We start from the raw sequence: 18,210 nt of genomic DNA, 5'->3' as shown, positions 1-18,210 counted from the left end.
AAATTTACCTTTAGAATACGGCATTACAAAATTTATACTTTTAAAAATCATTTAAGGCGAAACGCAGATGGGAAGAGCTTACCAAAACAAAAAAGATTCAATGGCTAAAACTGCGGGTGCTAAAACAAAAGTTTACTCAAAGTACGGAAAAGAAATTTATATTTGCGCTAAAAATGGTGGCGTTGATCCAGATGGCAACTTAGCACTTCGTCGTTTAATAGAACGCGCAAAGAAAGACCAAGTGCCTGCACATGTTATTGAGCGAGCTATCGACAAAGCCAAGGGTGGCGGCGGTGAAGATTACGCTGCAACCCGCTATGAAGGTTATGGCCCAGGCAACTGTATGATCATTGTTGATTGTTTAACTGACAACAACAAGCGTACTTTTGCCGATGTACGTGTATGCTTCACTAAAGCCAACGCTAAAATTGGCGCACAAAATTCGGTATCTCACTTATTTGATCACTTAGCAATTTTTGTGTTTGATGGCGATGATGACGAAACAGTACTTGAAGCACTAATGATGGCAGATGTTGATGTTACTGACGTAGAAGTTGAAGCTGGTAAAGTTACTGTATTTTCCCCTCACACTGAATACAACAATACCCGCACAGCGCTTGAAGAAATGGGCATCACTGAGTTTGACGAAGATTTAATTGCGTTTGTACCACAAGTTGAAGCCCCTATCGAGGGTGAAGACGTAGAAGTGATGGAGCGCTTTTTAGCTATGCTTGAAGATTGTGACGATGTACAAAACGTGTACCACAACGCACAGTTTTAATAACATTCATTAAGACTTAAAAATAGGCCAACTTAGTTTGGCCTTTTTGATTTTTAAAACATAAAAAATGGAATTGTATTTTGAATACCCTTGAACAGCTTCGCCGTGGTCAATTAGTTGGCGCAAAACGCTTACAATTAGTTGAGCAGCTAGACACATTCCCAGAAGAGATTTTTACCCTACGTGACACCCTTGAAGTTCTCGATTTATCAAATAATAATCTCAAAGATTTACCCGATGAATTTGCCTGTTTAACAAAGCTAAAACGAGTGTTTTTATCGTTTAATCAGTTTAAGCATATCCCAGAAGTATTAGCAAAATGCCCAGCCCTTATAATGATTGCGTTTAAAGGGAATCAGATTAGTGAATTTGCCGAGCATAGCTTACCTGTTACTACCCAATGGCTAATTTTAACCGATAATCACATTGAGCAATTACCAGCGTCATTTGGTGAGCTAACACAACTACGCAAATTAGCTCTTGCAGGCAATAAATTAACGACCTTGCCACAGAGTATGAAAAACTGCCAAGCACTAGAGCTTGTGCGTTTATCAGCAAATAAACTGACTCAAATAGATGATTGGTTGTTTGAACTTCCCAAGCTAACTTGGCTTGCCTTTGCGGGAAACGAGTTTAATAAATCGCAATCTTTACACAATGCTGACTTAATACAAGCCGAACTCAACGAGTTTAAACTTATAGATCAAATTGGTGAAGGTGCATCGGGCATAATTCATTTAGCTGATTGGCAACAACAAAGCGTGGCATTAAAGTTATTTAAAGGGGCAATCACCAGTGATGGCTACCCTCTCGATGAAGTAAACTGCTGTTTACAAGCCGGCGTTCACGCTAATCTTATCAAGGTGCTTGCGTATATTGATAACCCACAGCAATTAGGCCTTGTTATGGAGCTTATAAGCCAAGATTATCAAAACCTTGGTTTACCACCCACACTTGAAACCTGTACTCGCGATACCTTTGCCGAGCATACCCAATTTAGCGCCCAAGCAATTGAGCACATTGTAAAACAAATGGTCAGTACCCTTGCCCACTTACATACTAATAAAGTAAGCCATGGCGATGTTTACGCCCATAACATGATGATAAACGATGAATACACCGTATTGTTTGGTGACTTTGGTGCAGCAACATATCTAGATTCACTTACTGACTATCAACGTCTGCAAATGCAGATGATAGAAGTAAGAGCGATTGGCTGCTTAATTGATGATTTACTCAATGTCTGTGATGAGGCTAACGCAACGGTAGTTAAACTGCAGCACGTTGCGGCACAATGTATGAATAGAGAAATCACCCTACGCCCGAATTTATCCACACTTAGCGCTCTTCTTTAACACTGTAAAGTCAGGGATTTAAACATAAAAAAGCCGCGATAAACGCGGCTTTGTTGGATAAAGCTAAACTTTTATAGGGTCAATTATAAGTACTGACCTAACGCTTTAACTTGGTCTAACATGCGGTTTGAGAAACCCCACTCGTTATCATACCAAGCCATCACTTTAACTAATTTGCCTTCGGCTTTTGTTTGCGTTGAATCAAAGATTGAAGACGCTGGGTTATGATTAAAATCAATAGAAACAAGCGGCAGCTCGTTGTACTCTAGGATTTCTTTCATTGAACCTTCAGCAGCGGCTTTCATCACTTCATTGATCTCAGCTGCAGTTGTTTCACGTTTAGTGATAAAGGTAAAATCAACTAATGATACGTTAATTGTTGGAACACGTACTGACATACCATCCAGTTTACCCGCAAGCTCAGGTAATACTAAGCCAACTGCTTTTGCTGCACCTGTTTTAGTTGGGATCATAGATTGTGTTGCACTACGTGCACGGTATAAATCAGGGTGATAAACATCTGATAGGTTTTGGTCATTCGTGTAAGCATGGATTGTTGTCATGCTACCTTGTTCGATACCTACTGTGTCGTTAATAGCTTTTGCAATTGGCGCTAAACAGTTAGTCGTACAAGATGCATTCGAAATAATGTTGCTGTCGGCGTTAATTACGTCGCTGTTAACACCATGAACAACTGTTGCGTCTAAATCAGTACCTGGGGCTGAAACAATCACTTTTTTCGCACCAGCAGCAATATGCTTTGCAGCATCATCACGCTTAGTGAAAAAGCCTGTACACTCTAAAACGATATCAACGTTTAGCTCTTTCCACGGTAAGTTCGCTGGATCACGCTCTTGTGTCAGGGTAATTACGTCATCGCCAATAAGCATTGTATTATCAGCAAGGGTTACTTTTTGAGAAAATTGACCATGCACTGAATCAAATTGAGTAAGGTGTGCATTTACGTTAGCCGGTGCTAAGTCATTAATTGCAACGATTTTAATATCGTTATTTTGCACTGACTCATAAAGTGCACGTAATACATTGCGACCAATACGGCCATAGCCATTAATTGCTACATTAATCATTTCAAAATTCCCCTTAAATTATTTAACTTCACTTGCTTGGCGAGCAAGCGCTTCAATGGCTTGCCAGTCTTTGTTTTCAATAAGTTGTTTATCTAGCATCCAGGTTCCACCTACACAAATCACATTGCTTAATGCTAAGTAATTGGGTGCAGTAGCTAAACTAATGCCACCTGTTGGGCAAAAGGTAACTTGTGGTAATGGGGCACCAATTGACTTAAGCATGGCAGTGCCACCGGCAGCTTCAGCTGGGAAGAACTTTAAAAACTTAAAGCCATGGCTCGCTAGCTTCATCACTTCGCTCGGTGTCGCTGCACCTGGCAAAAATGGAATGTCGCTGTCTTTCGCTAGCGCTAAAAGCTCGTCGTTTACACCTGGGCTCACCATGAAGTCAGCACCTGCAGCAACAGATGCATCAAAACTTGCTTTATCAACCACAGTGCCTGTGCCGACATAGGCTTCTGGTACTTCTGCTTTCATCAATTTAACTGCTTGTGCCGCAATTGGCGTACGCAATGTAATTTCCAACGCTTTTAGGCCACCGTTATAAAGTGCTCTGGCGAGCGGTGCGGCATCTTCAAGTTTGTCTATCACCACTACTGGCACAACCGGTGCCGATGATAAGATTTTTTCTATGCTCATTGTATGTCCTCATTACCCTGTAAATGGCTGATTATTATTCTATTCCAAACGCACTAGCGCCTAAATCTGCGCTACTTACAATGTTTCTGAACCCTTCAAATAACTCACGTCCTGTACCAAATGTTAACGCTGCAGGACTAAGTTGTAGTTCACGTTGTGCAATTTCATCGTCACTTACATGCAGTTTTAAAATACCTGCAGGTGCATCTAGTGTGACTAAATCGCCCTCGTGAATTTTTGCAATAATGCCCCCTTCAACCGCTTCAGGTGCTAGGTGAATGGCTGCGGGCACTTTACCTGATGCCCCTGACATACGGCCATCTGTAACAATTGCCACTTTAAAGCCCTGATCCTGTAATGTTGCCATAACAGGTGTGAGCTTATGTAATTCTGGCATGCCTTTCGCTTTAGGACCTTGCTCTTTTAATACCGCAATGAAATCTTGGTTTAGTTCACCGCGGGAATAAGCTTCTTGTAATGCCCCTTGCGAACTAAATACCTTAGCCGGTGCCGTTACTACTTGATGCTCTATTGCTACAGCCGATACTTTGATAACTGCTTTACCTAAATTACCCGTTAATAGCTGTAAACCACCTTGTTTGCTAAATGGGTTATCAACTGGACGAAGTACTTCTTCATCAAGTGACTTTTCAGGACATGGAACCCACTTCACTTTGCTCGGGCCTGAGCTGTCGGTCATGATTAAGTTATTGTTAGTGTCTAAACGAGGCTCTTGGGTATAGGCTTCTAAGCCTTCGCCTACAATCGTCTTCACATCATTATGTAAGAATCCAGCGCCAACTAGCTGCTTCATTAAGAAGCCCATACCGCCAGCAGCTTGGAAATGATTTACATCAGCTGACCCATTCGGGTAAATACGGGTTAATAGTGGTACCACTTCAGATAAGTCTGACATGTCTTTCCATGTCAGCTGAACGCCCGCCGCTTTGGCAATAGCAACTAAGTGAATAGCATGGTTAGTAGAGCCACCCGTTGACAACAAACCAACTAAGCCGTTAATAATGGTTTTTTCAGTTACGACATCAGCAAGCGTATTCGCATCTTTACTTTGGATTAACTGTTTAAGCATGGTCTCAACTGCATTGCCAGTTAAGCCGTCACGTAACTCTGTGTAAGGGTTAATGAATGAGCTACCTGGAAGGTGTAAACCCATTATTTCCATTAACATTTGGTTTGAGTTAGCAGTCCCGTAAAAAGTACAGGTACCCGCACTGTGGTAAGACGCGCTTTCAGCTTCTAACAGTTCATCACGGCTCACTAAGCCTTGTGCAAACTTTTGACGAACACGGGCTTTTTCTTTATTTGGAATACCTGATTGCATAGGCCCTGCTGGTAAGAAATACACAGGTAAATGACCAAACGATAATGCGCCAATTAAAAGGCCCGGGACAATTTTGTCACACACACCTAAACAAAATACACCGTCAAATACATCGTGCGACAAAGATACCGCAGTAGACATTGCAATCACGTCACGAGAAAAAAGCGATAACTCCATGCCATCACGACCTTGTGTAACACCATCACACATAGCGGGTACACCCCCGGCTACTTGTGCTGTGGCATCATATTTAGTCGCAATGTCTTTAATTAAATCTGGAAAATCTTTATACGGTACATGCGCAGAAAGCATGTCGTTATATGAGTTGATAATAGCCAAATTTGGCTGCTCGTCTGCTTTTAAGCGAGCTTTGTCATCGCTGCTACATGCAGCCATAACATGGGCAATATTCCCGCAACCTAGACCTGAACGAACTCTTGTTTGTTTTTTTGCGTGATTAATACGATCTAAATAGGCTTGGCGGGTTGTTTTACTGCGTTCGATAACGCGTTCGGTGACTTCTTGAATACGAGGATGCAACATAAAATTCGACTCATCTCTATGGTTAGAGGATAAAGGCTCAGTGGCAACCACATACTCCACGAATGTAATTGCACTGAGCATCTTTGATTTACCCGTTCAAAGGTATACGTTGTCAGGTTGTCTCTCACAATCAACCTGACACCGGTGTCACTGTATTAACGCATGACTGTGACACCGGTGTCAACCTTATCACTTAAATTTAGTATAATTATTTAAAATGACCAAATAATGACCAGCTAAAATTTAAAATAAAGCAGATTTCTCGACATCAAAGCCGCTAAATGAATCTTATTATCATTTATTTGAAGCGGGTTCATTTATAAAAATGGTATAAGCAAAAAGCTATGCTCTGTAGAAGCACCCAAGTGCAGAGTATTCAACACTCGGGTAAGCTATTAATTGATTTAACAAGGTTGGCAGGCGCTAAAAGTTATTTGATTTGTGCAGTTGACTCGCGGGTGATTAAACGCGCTTCAAGCGTCACTTGGTAAGGCGCCTCTTGTGGCTCAGCAATATGCTCGATCAGTTTGGTAACCGCTTGCTTAGTCATATCTTCAACGGGCTGAGCAATGGTTGTTAACCCAGGCCAAATATGCCGTGCAATCGGGGCATTATCAAAGCCGGCAATTGAAATATCATCAGGCACCTTTAATTGGCGCTGAGTTGCTAATTTAAGTACTGCCGCAGCCATGTAATCATTCGATGCAAATACAGCCGTCGGACGTGGACTCAAATCTAATATGCTGCGAGCACTATCAACACCGGAGTGATAACTAAAGTTACCTTCTTCAACTAAACGTTCGTTGAATTCAATACCATGAGTATTAAGTGCTCTTAAGTACCCATTAAAACGTTGTTCTGTCGCACTGTGATCAGGGTGGCCTTTAATAAATGCGATTGACTTATGACCCAAACGAATTAAATGTTCTGTAATTTCAAATGCCCCCTGCTCATCATTACTGCGCACTGAAATAGACTCATCATCGAGTACTGCAGATGCAACCCGAGCATAAGGTATTTTTTTAGCTTTGAGGAAATCGACCAGCACTTTAAAGTCTGAAAATGGCGGCGTAAGTACTAAACCATCGAGGCGTGAAGTTTGAATTAAATGCTCAATATTGCTGATCAAGGCATCGCCTCGCAAATCACACGGATGAATCAGCAAGTTATAATTATTTTCTTGGCAGGCAGCCAAAGCACCGGTTTGTACACGCGTGATATAACTTTTACTGGGGTTATCGTAGATACAACCAATGATAAAACTTCGGTTCTGCGCTAACCCTCGGGCAATTGGATTGGGCGTGTAATCAAGTTCTTTAAAAACTTTTAGAACTTTTTCACGGGTCGCATCGCTGACGTTAGGCTCATTATTTAAGACCCGTGATACCGTCTTTTTAGACACACCAGCATAACTTGCAACACTATTTATAGTAACTTTTTTCATCCAACCTTCCCAATGACACCCTTATAAAGCGATGTTTTATGCCTGCTCATTGACATGCAAGCAAGCTGCGGCACCAATAAGCGGAATATTATCCTGAGTAACCAAGGTTACCGGTATTTGGCCAACATACTGAGACATAATCCCTTTAGCCGTAAAACGCTCTACAAAACGACTCGCTAATAAACGAGCTTGCATGCGAGGTAAAATACCGCCCCCAATAAATACACCACCTAACGCACCAAAAGTAAGTGCCAAATCCCCTGCTACACTACCAATCCAATCACAAAATTGATTCAGTGTGGCATCGCACACACTACATTCACCGCTATTTGCTAGTTCACTGATTTGTGCCGCTGTTAAGTTTTTTGCTTCAACACCCTTAACGGCTGCCATAGCTTGATACAAGTGGCTAATACCTGGGCCTGAAAATACTGTTTCTACTGACACATGGGCTAGCTGTTTACGTAATTCATTAATCAGCTGAGAATCGAGTTCATTAACTGCGGCAAGGCTAATATGACCTGCTTCACAGCTGAGAACGGCGCTGCCTTGACTGCTTCTAACTAAGCTTGCCGCGCCAAAACCGGTACCAGGCCCCATAACGGCTATAGTGGCATCGGTATCAGCTTGTCCGGCTTTAACGGTAATATTCTGTTTTAAATCCAAGTAAGGTGCCGCATAAGCAAATGCTGCAAAGTCATTAATAACTTCAAGCTGTGCAAATTTAAATTCGGCCTTAACTTGATCAACACTAAAATGCCAGCCTAAGTTTGTCAGGTGTACTTGCCCTGCTTTTATAGGGCCAGCAACAGCAAGGCATGCGCGTGTCGGTTTAATATGGCTTACTTGCGATAAATAATGCGCAAGTGCGGCCTCTAAAGAAGCAAAGTCGGCGCTTGGAAATGTGATATTATGCTCAATTACAAATTGGTTCAGCTCAGGTTTGAACGCAGTAATCAAAGCAAAGCGAGCATTAGTACCGCCAATATCGGCGACTAAAATGGGGGCGAATTCTGTATTTAGGTTGTAACTGTTCATGTTTTCTCTTTTGTCTAAGCGGTTTATTAAATAGCTATAACCAAGCTTATTATTATAGTTTCAACGGCTTTGCCATCGCTATGAGATAAACTTTGAGCTATCACCTCAAAGTAGCTATCCTAGTAAAAAATGCTGCCCATAAATGGGCAGCCAATACGTTTTGACAACAAAATGATAAAACACCGACATTATGACACCGGTGTCAGGTTGGGATCAATATAAATATTCAAATCCTGATAAATTGCTTGAAAAAATTAACAAATAAACGAAAATGGCACGAAGTGTTAGCAGTTTGCTTACGTCGTCTCTTATTAGGTTGTGTATATGAAAGGTAAAGCTACATCATTTGATATTGCCCACTACGCAGGGGTTTCACAATCTACTGTATCGCGTGCATTACGTAATAGCCCATTAGTGAATGAAGAAACGCGTAAACGCGTTTTTGACGTAGCCAAACAGCTAAATTACAAAGTAGATAAAAATGCCAGTAATTTGCGTACACAACAAAGCAGTACACTCGCTTTGTTACTGTTTGAAGACCCGACTGCTGACGACTCGCAAATAAACCCATTCTTTCTCGCAATGCTTGGCAGTATCACCCGCGCGTGTGCTAGCGAAGGTTATGATTTACTAGTCTCATTTCAATCCACCAGCGCAGACTGGCAAGCCGATTACGAAGATAGCCATCGCGCTGATGGCATCATATTATTAGGTTATGGTGATTATGTAGATTACCAAGCAAAATTCAGAAGCCTAATAGAGCAAAATACAAAGTTTGTTTGCTGGGGAGCCAGTGTTGATAATCGCCCAGACTTAACGGTTAGCTGTGATAATTACGGAGGCGGAAGACTTGCGGCTGAGCATCTATTAAAAAGCAATCGCAAAGATTGCGCATTTATTGGTGATGCATCAGAACACAGCCCTGAGTTTTTTGCCCGCTATCAAGGTTTCAAAGACGAGTTTAACCGCCATGGTGTAAGCTTAAGCGAACGTAAGATGGCTAATGCTATTTCTACTGAAGAGTCTGGCTACCACGCCACGCGTTCGTTAATTGCTAATAATATTGCGTTTAACTCTTTGTTTGCAGCCAGTGATTTAATTGCGATAGGTGCCATTAGAGCACTGAAAGAAGCCGGTATAAAAGTACCCAGTGATGTACATGTAGTTGGGTTTGATAACATTGCAGTAGCCAGTTTTACAAACCCCCCACTGACTACGGTACAACAAGACACAACCCTTGCAGGTCAAATGCTGGTAAATAATTTACTCAAGCTGATACGTGGTGATGAGGTTGAAAACACTTTACTACCACCACGATTAATAATTCGCGGTTCAAGTGTTTAATCATCAGGTGTAATTGTCTCTACTAAGGTGTTAAATTTGCTTTGTAATGCCACAGTATTTACGTTTTTTTCAAGTTGAATATTGTACGATGCCTGTGGTGTTAACCATGAAAGCTGTGTAGACGCGTTACCCGTCTTATCTTGCAATACATAAAGTATAGCGGGACTGCCTTTTACTTGGTAATTTATCGCATCAGCGTCCATTACCGCCTCTGAGCTTTCATCAAATGCCTGAACTTCAATAACCACAATCTCGTAGTCAGGATGAGTAACTATATAGGTGAGGTGATCCCACCCTTTACCTGCTATAAAATTCCCCCCCAAGTTTTTACTTTTCACTGTAAACTCTTTGCCTATTACAGATTCCAGATTATCTGTATCAGCAGCAAAATTATTGACTAAATGGCTTTGATCATAATCTGATTGCTCAGCCAATATTAAAGGTTTTAATTTTTTTGAAAAAGTCTCGGTGTACTGCGTAAAACCTTCTATCCAAGTAGTTAAATCAATAACCTGGTTAGGCTCTACTAAAGCAAATCCATTAACTTGAGTTTGTTTTGCCAGTTCAACATAGCTAGATCCGTTAAAAATATCAGGAACTCTTTCTGGCTGCTTTGAAAAAGAAAACACCTGTGGTCCTTGTACGTGTTTATTTTCCTCTAGAAATGGATTTGAACTAAAATCCACCTCTGCGCTAAATGTATTAAGTGGTAATAAAACAATGAGTGTTAAGCCTGATATTAAAAAATTAAGGGTTTTCATATCGCGTCTTCACCGTATAAATAACAGACCACAACGTACCCTTATTAATACATAAACACAAGCTTAATCGCACTGATTTTTAATACTCTGGCTTTTAAATTCAAAAAATACAGTATCGACTCTACCGACTATTCAGCATTGATAAAGCACAACTATATTATTATTTTCAACTGGTTAATTAGGATTAGCTTGCTATGGATTAACTAATACATAATACTTAACCGATTAATACCGTTAAACACAGAGCAACCTCAAATGCTGCATTTACCTACAGTGATAGGCATCTCATTACTTTTAAATATTTTAATAAGTTGTTTCTTTTTATCTGTTTATTTTTATAAGAAGCAACGCTGCTATTTATATTTTTCACTTGCTTGTGGCACCTTCGCTGTTGCAGAAGTGCTAGCCTGCCTACGATTAGTTATCGATCAGCCTTTTATAACGCATTACCTCGCTGATTTATTTATAATTGCTAGTCCCCTTTTAGCAATTATTGGTTTGCAAAAAGTGTCACATAAAGCCAAACCAGCCCTGCCATATTTTATTATATTAGCTACAAGTGCGCTGGTGCTACTGCCTTTATACGATCTTAGTGGCGGACAGCTATTAACAACTATCATCATCGCCACTCTATTTTTGTATGCCGCAACTATCGTTTATAAAATAAACACTAATGCCCACTTACAACAGAAGATTCTACTTGCTTGCTTTTCTATTCACAGTCTAATTATGTTTATTCAAGCCGCGCTTCTAGCAGCACCACTAACAAGTCTCACCGTCTCTGATTTTACCCAGCCGTTACAAGTCATCCTAATTAATCACTTAATATTGGCAACCGCTACCGCTGTCGTCATGCCATTTGTGCTATTTGCAGATTTAGAAGCTAAATTACAACGTTTAGTTAATCGCGATTCACTCACCAATTTGCTAAACCGCAGGGGCTTCTTTATCAACGGTGATAAAATAAGCAAAGAATTAAAATCCCATAAACACGCATTTTCAGTTGTAATGATAGACATAGATCACTTTAAAAAAGTGAATGATCAATATGGTCATAGTACCGGTGATATGGCAATAAAGTGGATTGCTCAGCATATTTTAAACCAACTTAATGACAATGATATCGCTGCGCGCATCGGTGGTGAAGAGTTTGCTATTTTGTTACCTGAGCAAACCCTCAATCAAGCAAAACGCACTACACAAAATATTTGTGTAGCAATAAGAGAGAACACCTTAAAATATAAAGGCAATACACTTAACCTTTCAGTTAGTGCCGGAGTAAGTTGTTGTGACACCCACACATGCTCAATTAAGCGTCTATTAGAGTTTGCGGATAAACGTTTGTACATTGCGAAATCTCAAGGGCGTGACCAAGTCGTAAGCACTGACCAAAATCAATTCCTACCAAATGAAAATATAACAGCACAAATAAGATGACTGTGCTGAGTTTCAAATCATTTCACGACACTGTTTTTCATAGAATATTTAATTAAAGAAAAATATTGTCATTTATTAAATACTGCCAACCCGCTTATTTTGCATAGCTTTTTTTATATTGTTAATTATTAAATACATTTTAAAAACATTTTATTAATCACAACAGTTGACGATACGGGGAAAATCCACTAGCCTTTCTGGAAGCGCTTCCAACAAATGAATCTGCAACCTTATGGAAGCGCTTCCACACACAGTGATATCGCTTAATTTTATTTTGCGGTTAATAATAATGATAAAAGTACGAGGGAAACCTAATGTCGAATCATATTTTGAAGAAAACAAAGTTGGCTACTAGCCTATCTTTGGTTTTAAGTGCATCAACTGCATTGCCGATCTTAGCCGCTGAAGTTGAGCCACTAGATGACGTAGAAGTCATTCAAGTAACGGGGTTTAAAGGAAGTATTAAAGAGTCAACACAACTCAAGCGTTATTCATCGGGTGTGGTTGATGCTATTTCTTCTGAGGACATTGGTAAGTTCCCTGATACTAATTTAGCCGAATCACTGCAACGCATTACAGGTGTTTCAATAGACCGTAGTAATGGTGAAGGCTCAAAAGTAACCGTACGCGGTTTTGGCCCAGACTATAATATGGTGACTTTGAATGGCCGAACAATGCCAGCAGCTTCTTTACCAGCCGGCGGTGGTACACCAAATTCACGTGCATATGACTTTGCTAACCTTGCATCTGAAAGTGTTAAATCTGTTGAAGTTTATAAAACAGGTAAAGCACAGATTGCGTCTGGTGGCATTGGTGCCACTATCAATATAAATACCGCCCGCCCGCTTGATAACCCAGGCCTTGTTGCTAATATTGGTGTAAAAGCACAACACGATACAACAAACCGCGTAGGCGATGATATCACCCCTGAAATTTCAGGTATTTTTAGCTGGACTGATGAAGACGCTAGATTCGGCGCGTCTCTTACCGCCAGTATGCAGCAACGTGATAGCTCAGGCACCGGCGCATTTGTAAACGAATGGCGTACCACTGAGTATGACGGCACTATCCCTCAAGCTGCTGATGACATAATTGTAGAAAACGCACCTGCAATGGGCCAGTACTACTCGATGCCATCCGATTTACGCTACACAATTGCCGATCGCGAACGTACACGTACGAATGCACAGCTAACATTACAATACAGCCCGATTGACTCATTTACAGCCACCCTTGATTATACCTACTCGCAACAAGAGTTGTTTGAAGCCCGCGCTGAGCAATCAATTTGGATGGATAACTATAAAACTCATTTAACTTTTGATGACAATGACGTAAAAACACCGATTTATTACCGCGAAGAACGTCGTGACTTGTCAACCCGTGACCTAGGTTTAGCACTACAAGAACAAAACCAGGTAAACGAAAATAATTCGATCGGTTTAAACCTTGAATATTTTGTTAATGATCAGCTTAGCTTTATGTTTGATGTCCACAGTTCAAAAGCCACCAGCAAGCCTGATGCCGAGTACGGAAGCTGGGTAAATGCAGGGTTAGGAGCCAACGTAGTCGCGGCTCAAGAAGTTGATTTTAGCCGTGATTTACCATCAATGGTTATTGATTTTGATGATTGTAGCCGCACCAATTTAAACTGCACAAATACACTGGAACAATCTGATGTAGGAACCTCTATTTTAGATTCAAACTTTGCTAGTCAAGAGTCTACTGTTGATGAATTTCGTTTACACGGTAGCTATGAAATGGATAACGGCAGTATCGATTTCGGTGTAGAAGCTCGCTCAATGGAGAGCCACTCACTGCAATCACTTACTCGAAATACTATGGGTAACTGGGGCATTGAAAATCCAGGAGAGCTGCCTGAAGGTTATTTAGATCCAACCAATTTCCTAGCTGAGTTTGATGACTACAATACGGATGGCTCATTTAATCAAGGTTTTACAGGTAGTGCATCTGAAGTCGGTTATTGGGCGGCTGAACAATACGGTTTTAATTTTGCAGCCGATGGCGCGTTTGCAACCAATCGCACCATCGAAGAAGACATTAAAGCCGCGTTTGTACAATATAACTACACAAATGAAATTGGCGATATGCCATTTAATCTAGTTATTGGTGCACGCTATGAGACAACCGATATAACCTCAACAGCGAACATAGATTTACCTGATGCCGTAGCATGGGAAGGAAATAACGACTTTAATGTACGCTATGGAACTAACAAAGAAGATTACTCACTAAGCTCAAGTTACAATCACTTTTTACCTAGTTTAGATTTTGATATCAATGTACTTGATGATGTCACATTACGTGCATCTTATAGCACCACAATCGCCCGCCCTACCTATGATAATTTAAGTTCAGCGGCTACCGTTGGCGTACCAACCGGACCCACAATTATTCCTGGAACAACCAATGCACCTGCTGCAACGGGTAATCCTGGGCTTGTACCACTTGAATCTGATAACTTTGATGTATCAGCTGAATGGTATTTTACTGATGTTAGTTATATCTCATTAGGTTACTTTAACAAAAAAGTAGATAACTTTATTGGTTTATCACCAATGACACAAAACTATTATGGTCTTCGCGATGTATCGGCGGGCCCTCGTGCCGAAGCAGCGAGAGCTGAACTAGAAGCACAAGGTTTAGCGTTAACAGATTCAAATTTATTCCAAATGGTCGCTGCGATGGAAAATGGCGTTGCTTTTGACTCGATGAGCTACGAAGAATTTGAAGCCGCTTATGATGTATTGCCAAACAGTGACGACCCACTGATGGACTTTACTGCGCAAGTACCCACCAATAATAAAGACGCTAAAATTGATGGATATGAATTTGCTGTTCAACACTTCTTTGGTGATACTGGCTTTGGTTTACAAGCAAACTACACAATCGTAAACGGTGATATCGACTTTGACGTTGCCGCCGATCCGACCACCACTCAGTTTGCATTAGTAGGTTTAAGTGATACAGCTAACTTTATCGCCATGTATGAAAATGATAAGTTTCAAGCGCGTATTGCCTATAACTGGCGTGATAAATTCTTAAACAGTGCTGCAAGATACGTTAATGAGCCAAGTTTTACTGAAGAGTATTATCAAATTGATTTTAATGTTGCCTATAATTACAGTGAACAGATGTCGTTCTTTATTGAAGGTATTAATATAACTGAGCAAAATATGCGTCAACATGGCCGCTATGAAGCTCAATTATGGAACCTTGAACAAAACGGCGCGCGCTATAATATCGGTATGCGCTACAACTTTTAATTAATAGTGATAAACGCTATATATTAATAAAGCATTATTAAGCCGCTACTGTGTTAGCGGCTTTTTACATTTAAGAATAAAAGCGCTCAATCTATGAATAAAACAATACAACATATTGTGGTGTTAGGCGGCGGCTCAGCAGGCTGGCTAAGTGCAGGGCTACTTGCCGCTGAGCACCTAGATAAAAAAATCACATTAATTGAATCCGCTAACATCGCTATTTCAGGTGTTGGTGAAGGTACTTGGCCATCAATGCGCAATACCTTAAAGCGGATTGGTATTAAGGAAGTCGACTTTTTACGTCACTGTGATGCATCGTTTAAGCAAGGCTCTAAATTTATTAACTGGCGTAATTTAACGGCGGGTGAAAACTACTACCACCCCTTTATGACGCCCTCAGGCTATTTAGACACTGACTTACACGCCTATTGGCAGCAACATGCTGCAAGCCAAAAGTATGCAGATGCTGTTAATATGCAAAGCTTTGTTTGCCAAGCCGCTTTAGCTCCAAAACAGCTCAATACCCCCGAGTACGCTGCGGTTACTAATTATGGCTATCATCTTGATGCAGGAAAGTTTGCCACATTTTTAAACCAGCATTGTGTCAATAATCTTGGGGTTGAGCACATTATTGATGATGTAACTTCTGTGCACAATGACCTTGATGGCTATATTGAATACTTACAAACATCTCATCATGGCAACCTATGTGCTGACTTATTTATTGATTGCTCAGGGAGTCATGCTCGTTTGATTGGCGAGCACTACAACACACCATTAATGACTCAAGATCATATATTATTTAATAACAGCGCTATTGCAGCGCACCTTCCTTATACAAAGCAACAACAAGATATCGCTTCAGCGACCTTATCAACAGCGCAGCAATTTGGTTGGATATGGGATATAGGCTTACCCAGTCGCCGAGGCATTGGTTATACCTATAGCAGTCAGTATTGTGATGAACAAACCGCAATCGACACTTTAAAGCAATATGCTGCCAAATCTATAGGTCATGATGCAGCAGCTCAATTGCAAACCCGCACTTTACACTTTACCCCAGGCTATCGAGCACAGTTTTGGGTTAAAAACTGCCTTGCGATTGGTATGTCACAAGGGTTTATAGAACCCCTTGAAGCATCAGCACTTGCTATGGTGGAGCTGTCACTGAATATGCTAAGCGAACAAATGCCACAGAGCCGAGAACATATGGCATTATTAGCTACACGCTTTAATAGCCGCTTTAACTATCGATGGCAACGTGTAATCGACTTTTTAAAATTACACTATGTATTAAGCGAACGAAATGACAGCCCATATTGGCAAGATATTAAAGCACCTAGTAGTGCACCTACGCGTTTAAAAGAGCTGCTGAACCTGTGGCAATATCAAACGCCGAGTCGGTTTGATTTAATTGAAAACGAGGAGGTTTTCCCTTCTGCCAGTTACCAGTACGTGCTTTATGGTATGGGGTTTAAAACACAAATAGCTAACAGCAACAACGCATTTAACAATCCTGAAGTTGGGCAGTATTTCTATCAGCACAACCGTAAAAAAATAGCCAAGTATTTGCATGGCCTGCCCTCAAACCGCGCTCTATTAAATCAATTATTAAGTAACAAGGCTGACACATGACGCACAATAAACAAATAAAAAATGTGGTGATCGCAGGCGGCGGAACCGCCGGTTGGATGGCAGGCGCAGCATTGTGCAAACTGTTGGGTAAAAATATCACAGTAACGCTAATTGAATCAGATGAGATTGCCACTGTGGGTGTTGGCGAAGCTACAATACCGCCTATACGCACATTTCATAAGTTATTAGGGATCAATGAGCAGGCCTTCATGAAAGCCACCCAAGCGAGTTTTAAACTGGGGATCAGTTTTGAAAACTGGGGCCAAAAAGAAACCGATTATATCCACTCATTTGGTATGACAGGTAAAGAATGTTGGGCCGGCGAATTCCATCATTTTTGGCTCCATAGTTTATCACTTGGCTTAGAATCTGAGTTTGGCCAATACTGCTATGAACTCCAAGCGGCTAAACAAGGTAAGTTTGCCTTCAACCCGCAAAACCCAATTAATTATGCCTTTCACATGGATGCCAGCCGCTATGCATCATTTTTGCGTGAATTCTCTGAAAATTTAGGTATAAAGCGCCGAGAAGGTAAAATAACTCAGGTTAATAAATCTGCTGATACAGGTTATATAAACAGTTTAACCCTTGAAGATGGCAGCACTGTTGCCGGAGATTTCTTTATTGATTGTACCGGCTTTAGAGGGCTATTGATCGAGCAAGCGCTACATACCGGTTACGAAGACTGGTCTCATTTACTACCTTGCGACAGTGCAATTGCCGTGCAAACTAAAGCCATCAGTAACGATATTCTCCCTTACACGCGGGCTATTGCCCATGATGCTGGCTGGCAATGGCAAATCCCTTTGCAACAACGGGTCGGCAATGGTCTAGTGTATTGCAGCCGCTACCTCGCCGATGCTGATGCCAAGCAATTATTGCTAAATAATATCCAAGGTGAAACCTTAACTGAGCCCAAGGTTATAAAATTCAAAACCGGCCGTCGACGTAAAGGTTGGAATAAAAACTGCCTCGCGCTTGGTTTAGCGAGTGGCTTTGTTGAACCTCTTGAATCCACCAGTATTCATTTAATTATGTCTGGCATTATTCGCTTTATGCGGTTATTTCCATTTAATGGCATTACAGAGCAAGCCATAAATGAATACAACAAGCAGCTTAAAAGTGAGATCGAAAATATTCGCGATTTCATCGTGCTGCATTATAAAGTCACTGATCGAACTGACAGTGAGTTTTGGCAACACTGTCAGAGTATGGAAGTGCCAGACACGCTTGCCCATAAAATTAGCTTATTTAAACAAACAGGTCGGGTATTTTTAGATGATGGTGATATTTTCAGAGTCGATTCGTGGGTGCAAGTGATGTTGGGACAAGGGGTAATGCCAAAACAACATCATTTGATTGCAAGTTTAATGAGTGACGATGAATTAACCCGCTTTTTAAATAGCATTAAACAACAAATTAGCCAACGAGTATCACAACTTCCCTCACACCAAGCCTTTTTACAACAATATTGCCCTGCTGAATAACCACTAAAAAAGCCCTTTAATTGCTTAAA

Annotated in this window: 13 protein-coding genes; 7 read left to right on the top strand and 6 right to left on the bottom strand. The window is 40.9% G+C overall.

Going from position 1 to position 18,210, the window contains the following annotated elements:
• Positions 1 to 67 precede the first annotated feature (67 nt).
• Positions 68 to 781, top strand: coding sequence for a YebC/PmpR family DNA-binding transcriptional regulator (locus QMA12_RS02570; RefSeq protein WP_087534503.1), 714 nt, complete (start codon positions 68 to 70; stop codon positions 779 to 781).
• Positions 782 to 861: 80 nt separating this feature from the next.
• The gene (locus tag QMA12_RS02565; protein WP_087534502.1) at positions 862 to 2,136 is read left to right on the top strand and encodes a leucine-rich repeat-containing protein kinase family protein; all 1,275 of its coding nucleotides are present in this window, start codon (positions 862 to 864) and stop codon (positions 2,134 to 2,136) included.
• An 83-nt stretch (positions 2,137 to 2,219) separates the two neighbouring features.
• Here the strand turns inward: QMA12_RS02565 and gap are convergent, their stop codons facing one another.
• The 5 genes from gap to glk all read right to left on the bottom strand — a co-directional run bounded on the left by gap (position 2,220) and on the right by glk (position 8,230).
• Positions 2,220 to 3,224 carry a type I glyceraldehyde-3-phosphate dehydrogenase gene (gap, locus tag QMA12_RS02560; protein WP_087534501.1) on the bottom strand — a complete coding sequence of 335 codons (1,005 nt, stop codon included), beginning with the start codon at positions 3,222 to 3,224 and terminating at the stop codon, positions 2,220 to 2,222.
• A gap of 18 nt (positions 3,225 to 3,242) precedes the next feature.
• Entirely contained in the window at positions 3,243 to 3,863 is a 621-nt protein-coding gene (eda, locus tag QMA12_RS02555) for a bifunctional 4-hydroxy-2-oxoglutarate aldolase/2-dehydro-3-deoxy-phosphogluconate aldolase (protein ID WP_087534500.1), read from the bottom strand.
• Between the two features lie 34 nt (positions 3,864 to 3,897).
• Positions 3,898 to 5,748 (bottom strand): phosphogluconate dehydratase, encoded by a 1,851-nt coding sequence (gene edd, locus QMA12_RS02550; RefSeq protein ID WP_087534506.1) that lies wholly within the window; start codon positions 5,746 to 5,748, stop codon positions 3,898 to 3,900.
• Between the two features lie 430 nt (positions 5,749 to 6,178).
• The gene (locus QMA12_RS02545) at positions 6,179 to 7,192 is read right to left on the bottom strand and encodes a LacI family DNA-binding transcriptional regulator (RefSeq protein ID WP_290208604.1); all 1,014 of its coding nucleotides are present in this window, start codon (positions 7,190 to 7,192) and stop codon (positions 6,179 to 6,181) included.
• A gap of 36 nt (positions 7,193 to 7,228) precedes the next feature.
• Positions 7,229 to 8,230, bottom strand: coding sequence for a glucokinase (gene glk, locus QMA12_RS02540; RefSeq protein ID WP_087534498.1), 1,002 nt, complete (start codon positions 8,228 to 8,230; stop codon positions 7,229 to 7,231).
• A gap of 324 nt (positions 8,231 to 8,554) precedes the next feature.
• Between glk and QMA12_RS02535 the strand changes: the two genes are divergently transcribed.
• Positions 8,555 to 9,574, top strand: coding sequence for a LacI family DNA-binding transcriptional regulator (locus QMA12_RS02535; RefSeq protein ID WP_087534497.1), 1,020 nt, complete (start codon positions 8,555 to 8,557; stop codon positions 9,572 to 9,574).
• Here QMA12_RS02535 and QMA12_RS02530 read toward each other — a convergent pair.
• Positions 9,571 to 10,335: a hypothetical protein gene (locus tag QMA12_RS02530; protein ID WP_290208605.1), complete on the bottom strand. Its 765-nt coding sequence runs from the start codon at positions 10,333 to 10,335 to the stop codon at positions 9,571 to 9,573. The two genes, QMA12_RS02535 and QMA12_RS02530, sit on opposite strands and share 4 nt — an antisense overlap.
• 255 nt (positions 10,336 to 10,590) lie before the next feature.
• Here QMA12_RS02530 and QMA12_RS02525 point away from each other — a divergent pair, with 255 nt between their 5' ends.
• From QMA12_RS02525 to QMA12_RS02510, 4 genes are all read left to right on the top strand, one after another.
• A complete protein-coding gene (locus tag QMA12_RS02525; RefSeq protein ID WP_290208606.1) occupies positions 10,591 to 11,772 on the top strand; it encodes a GGDEF domain-containing protein in 1,182 nt (393 codons plus the stop codon).
• Between the two features lie 314 nt (positions 11,773 to 12,086).
• Positions 12,087 to 15,059 (top strand): TonB-dependent receptor, encoded by a 2,973-nt coding sequence (locus QMA12_RS02520; RefSeq protein ID WP_290208607.1) that lies wholly within the window; start codon positions 12,087 to 12,089, stop codon positions 15,057 to 15,059.
• A 93-nt stretch (positions 15,060 to 15,152) separates the two neighbouring features.
• Positions 15,153 to 16,694 (top strand): tryptophan halogenase family protein, encoded by a 1,542-nt coding sequence (locus QMA12_RS02515; RefSeq protein WP_290208608.1) that lies wholly within the window; start codon positions 15,153 to 15,155, stop codon positions 16,692 to 16,694.
• Positions 16,691 to 18,181: a tryptophan halogenase family protein gene (locus QMA12_RS02510; protein WP_290208609.1), complete on the top strand. Its 1,491-nt coding sequence runs from the start codon at positions 16,691 to 16,693 to the stop codon at positions 18,179 to 18,181. The genes QMA12_RS02515 and QMA12_RS02510 overlap by 4 nt, the downstream gene beginning before the upstream one ends.
• The last annotated feature ends 29 nt before the right edge of the window (positions 18,182 to 18,210 follow it).

The sequence above is a fragment of the Pseudoalteromonas sp. APC 3893 genome (assembly GCF_030408095.1).
Taxonomy (GTDB): Bacteria; Pseudomonadota; Gammaproteobacteria; order Enterobacterales; family Alteromonadaceae; genus Pseudoalteromonas.
This window is presented reverse-complemented; position numbering and strand designations above follow the sequence as displayed.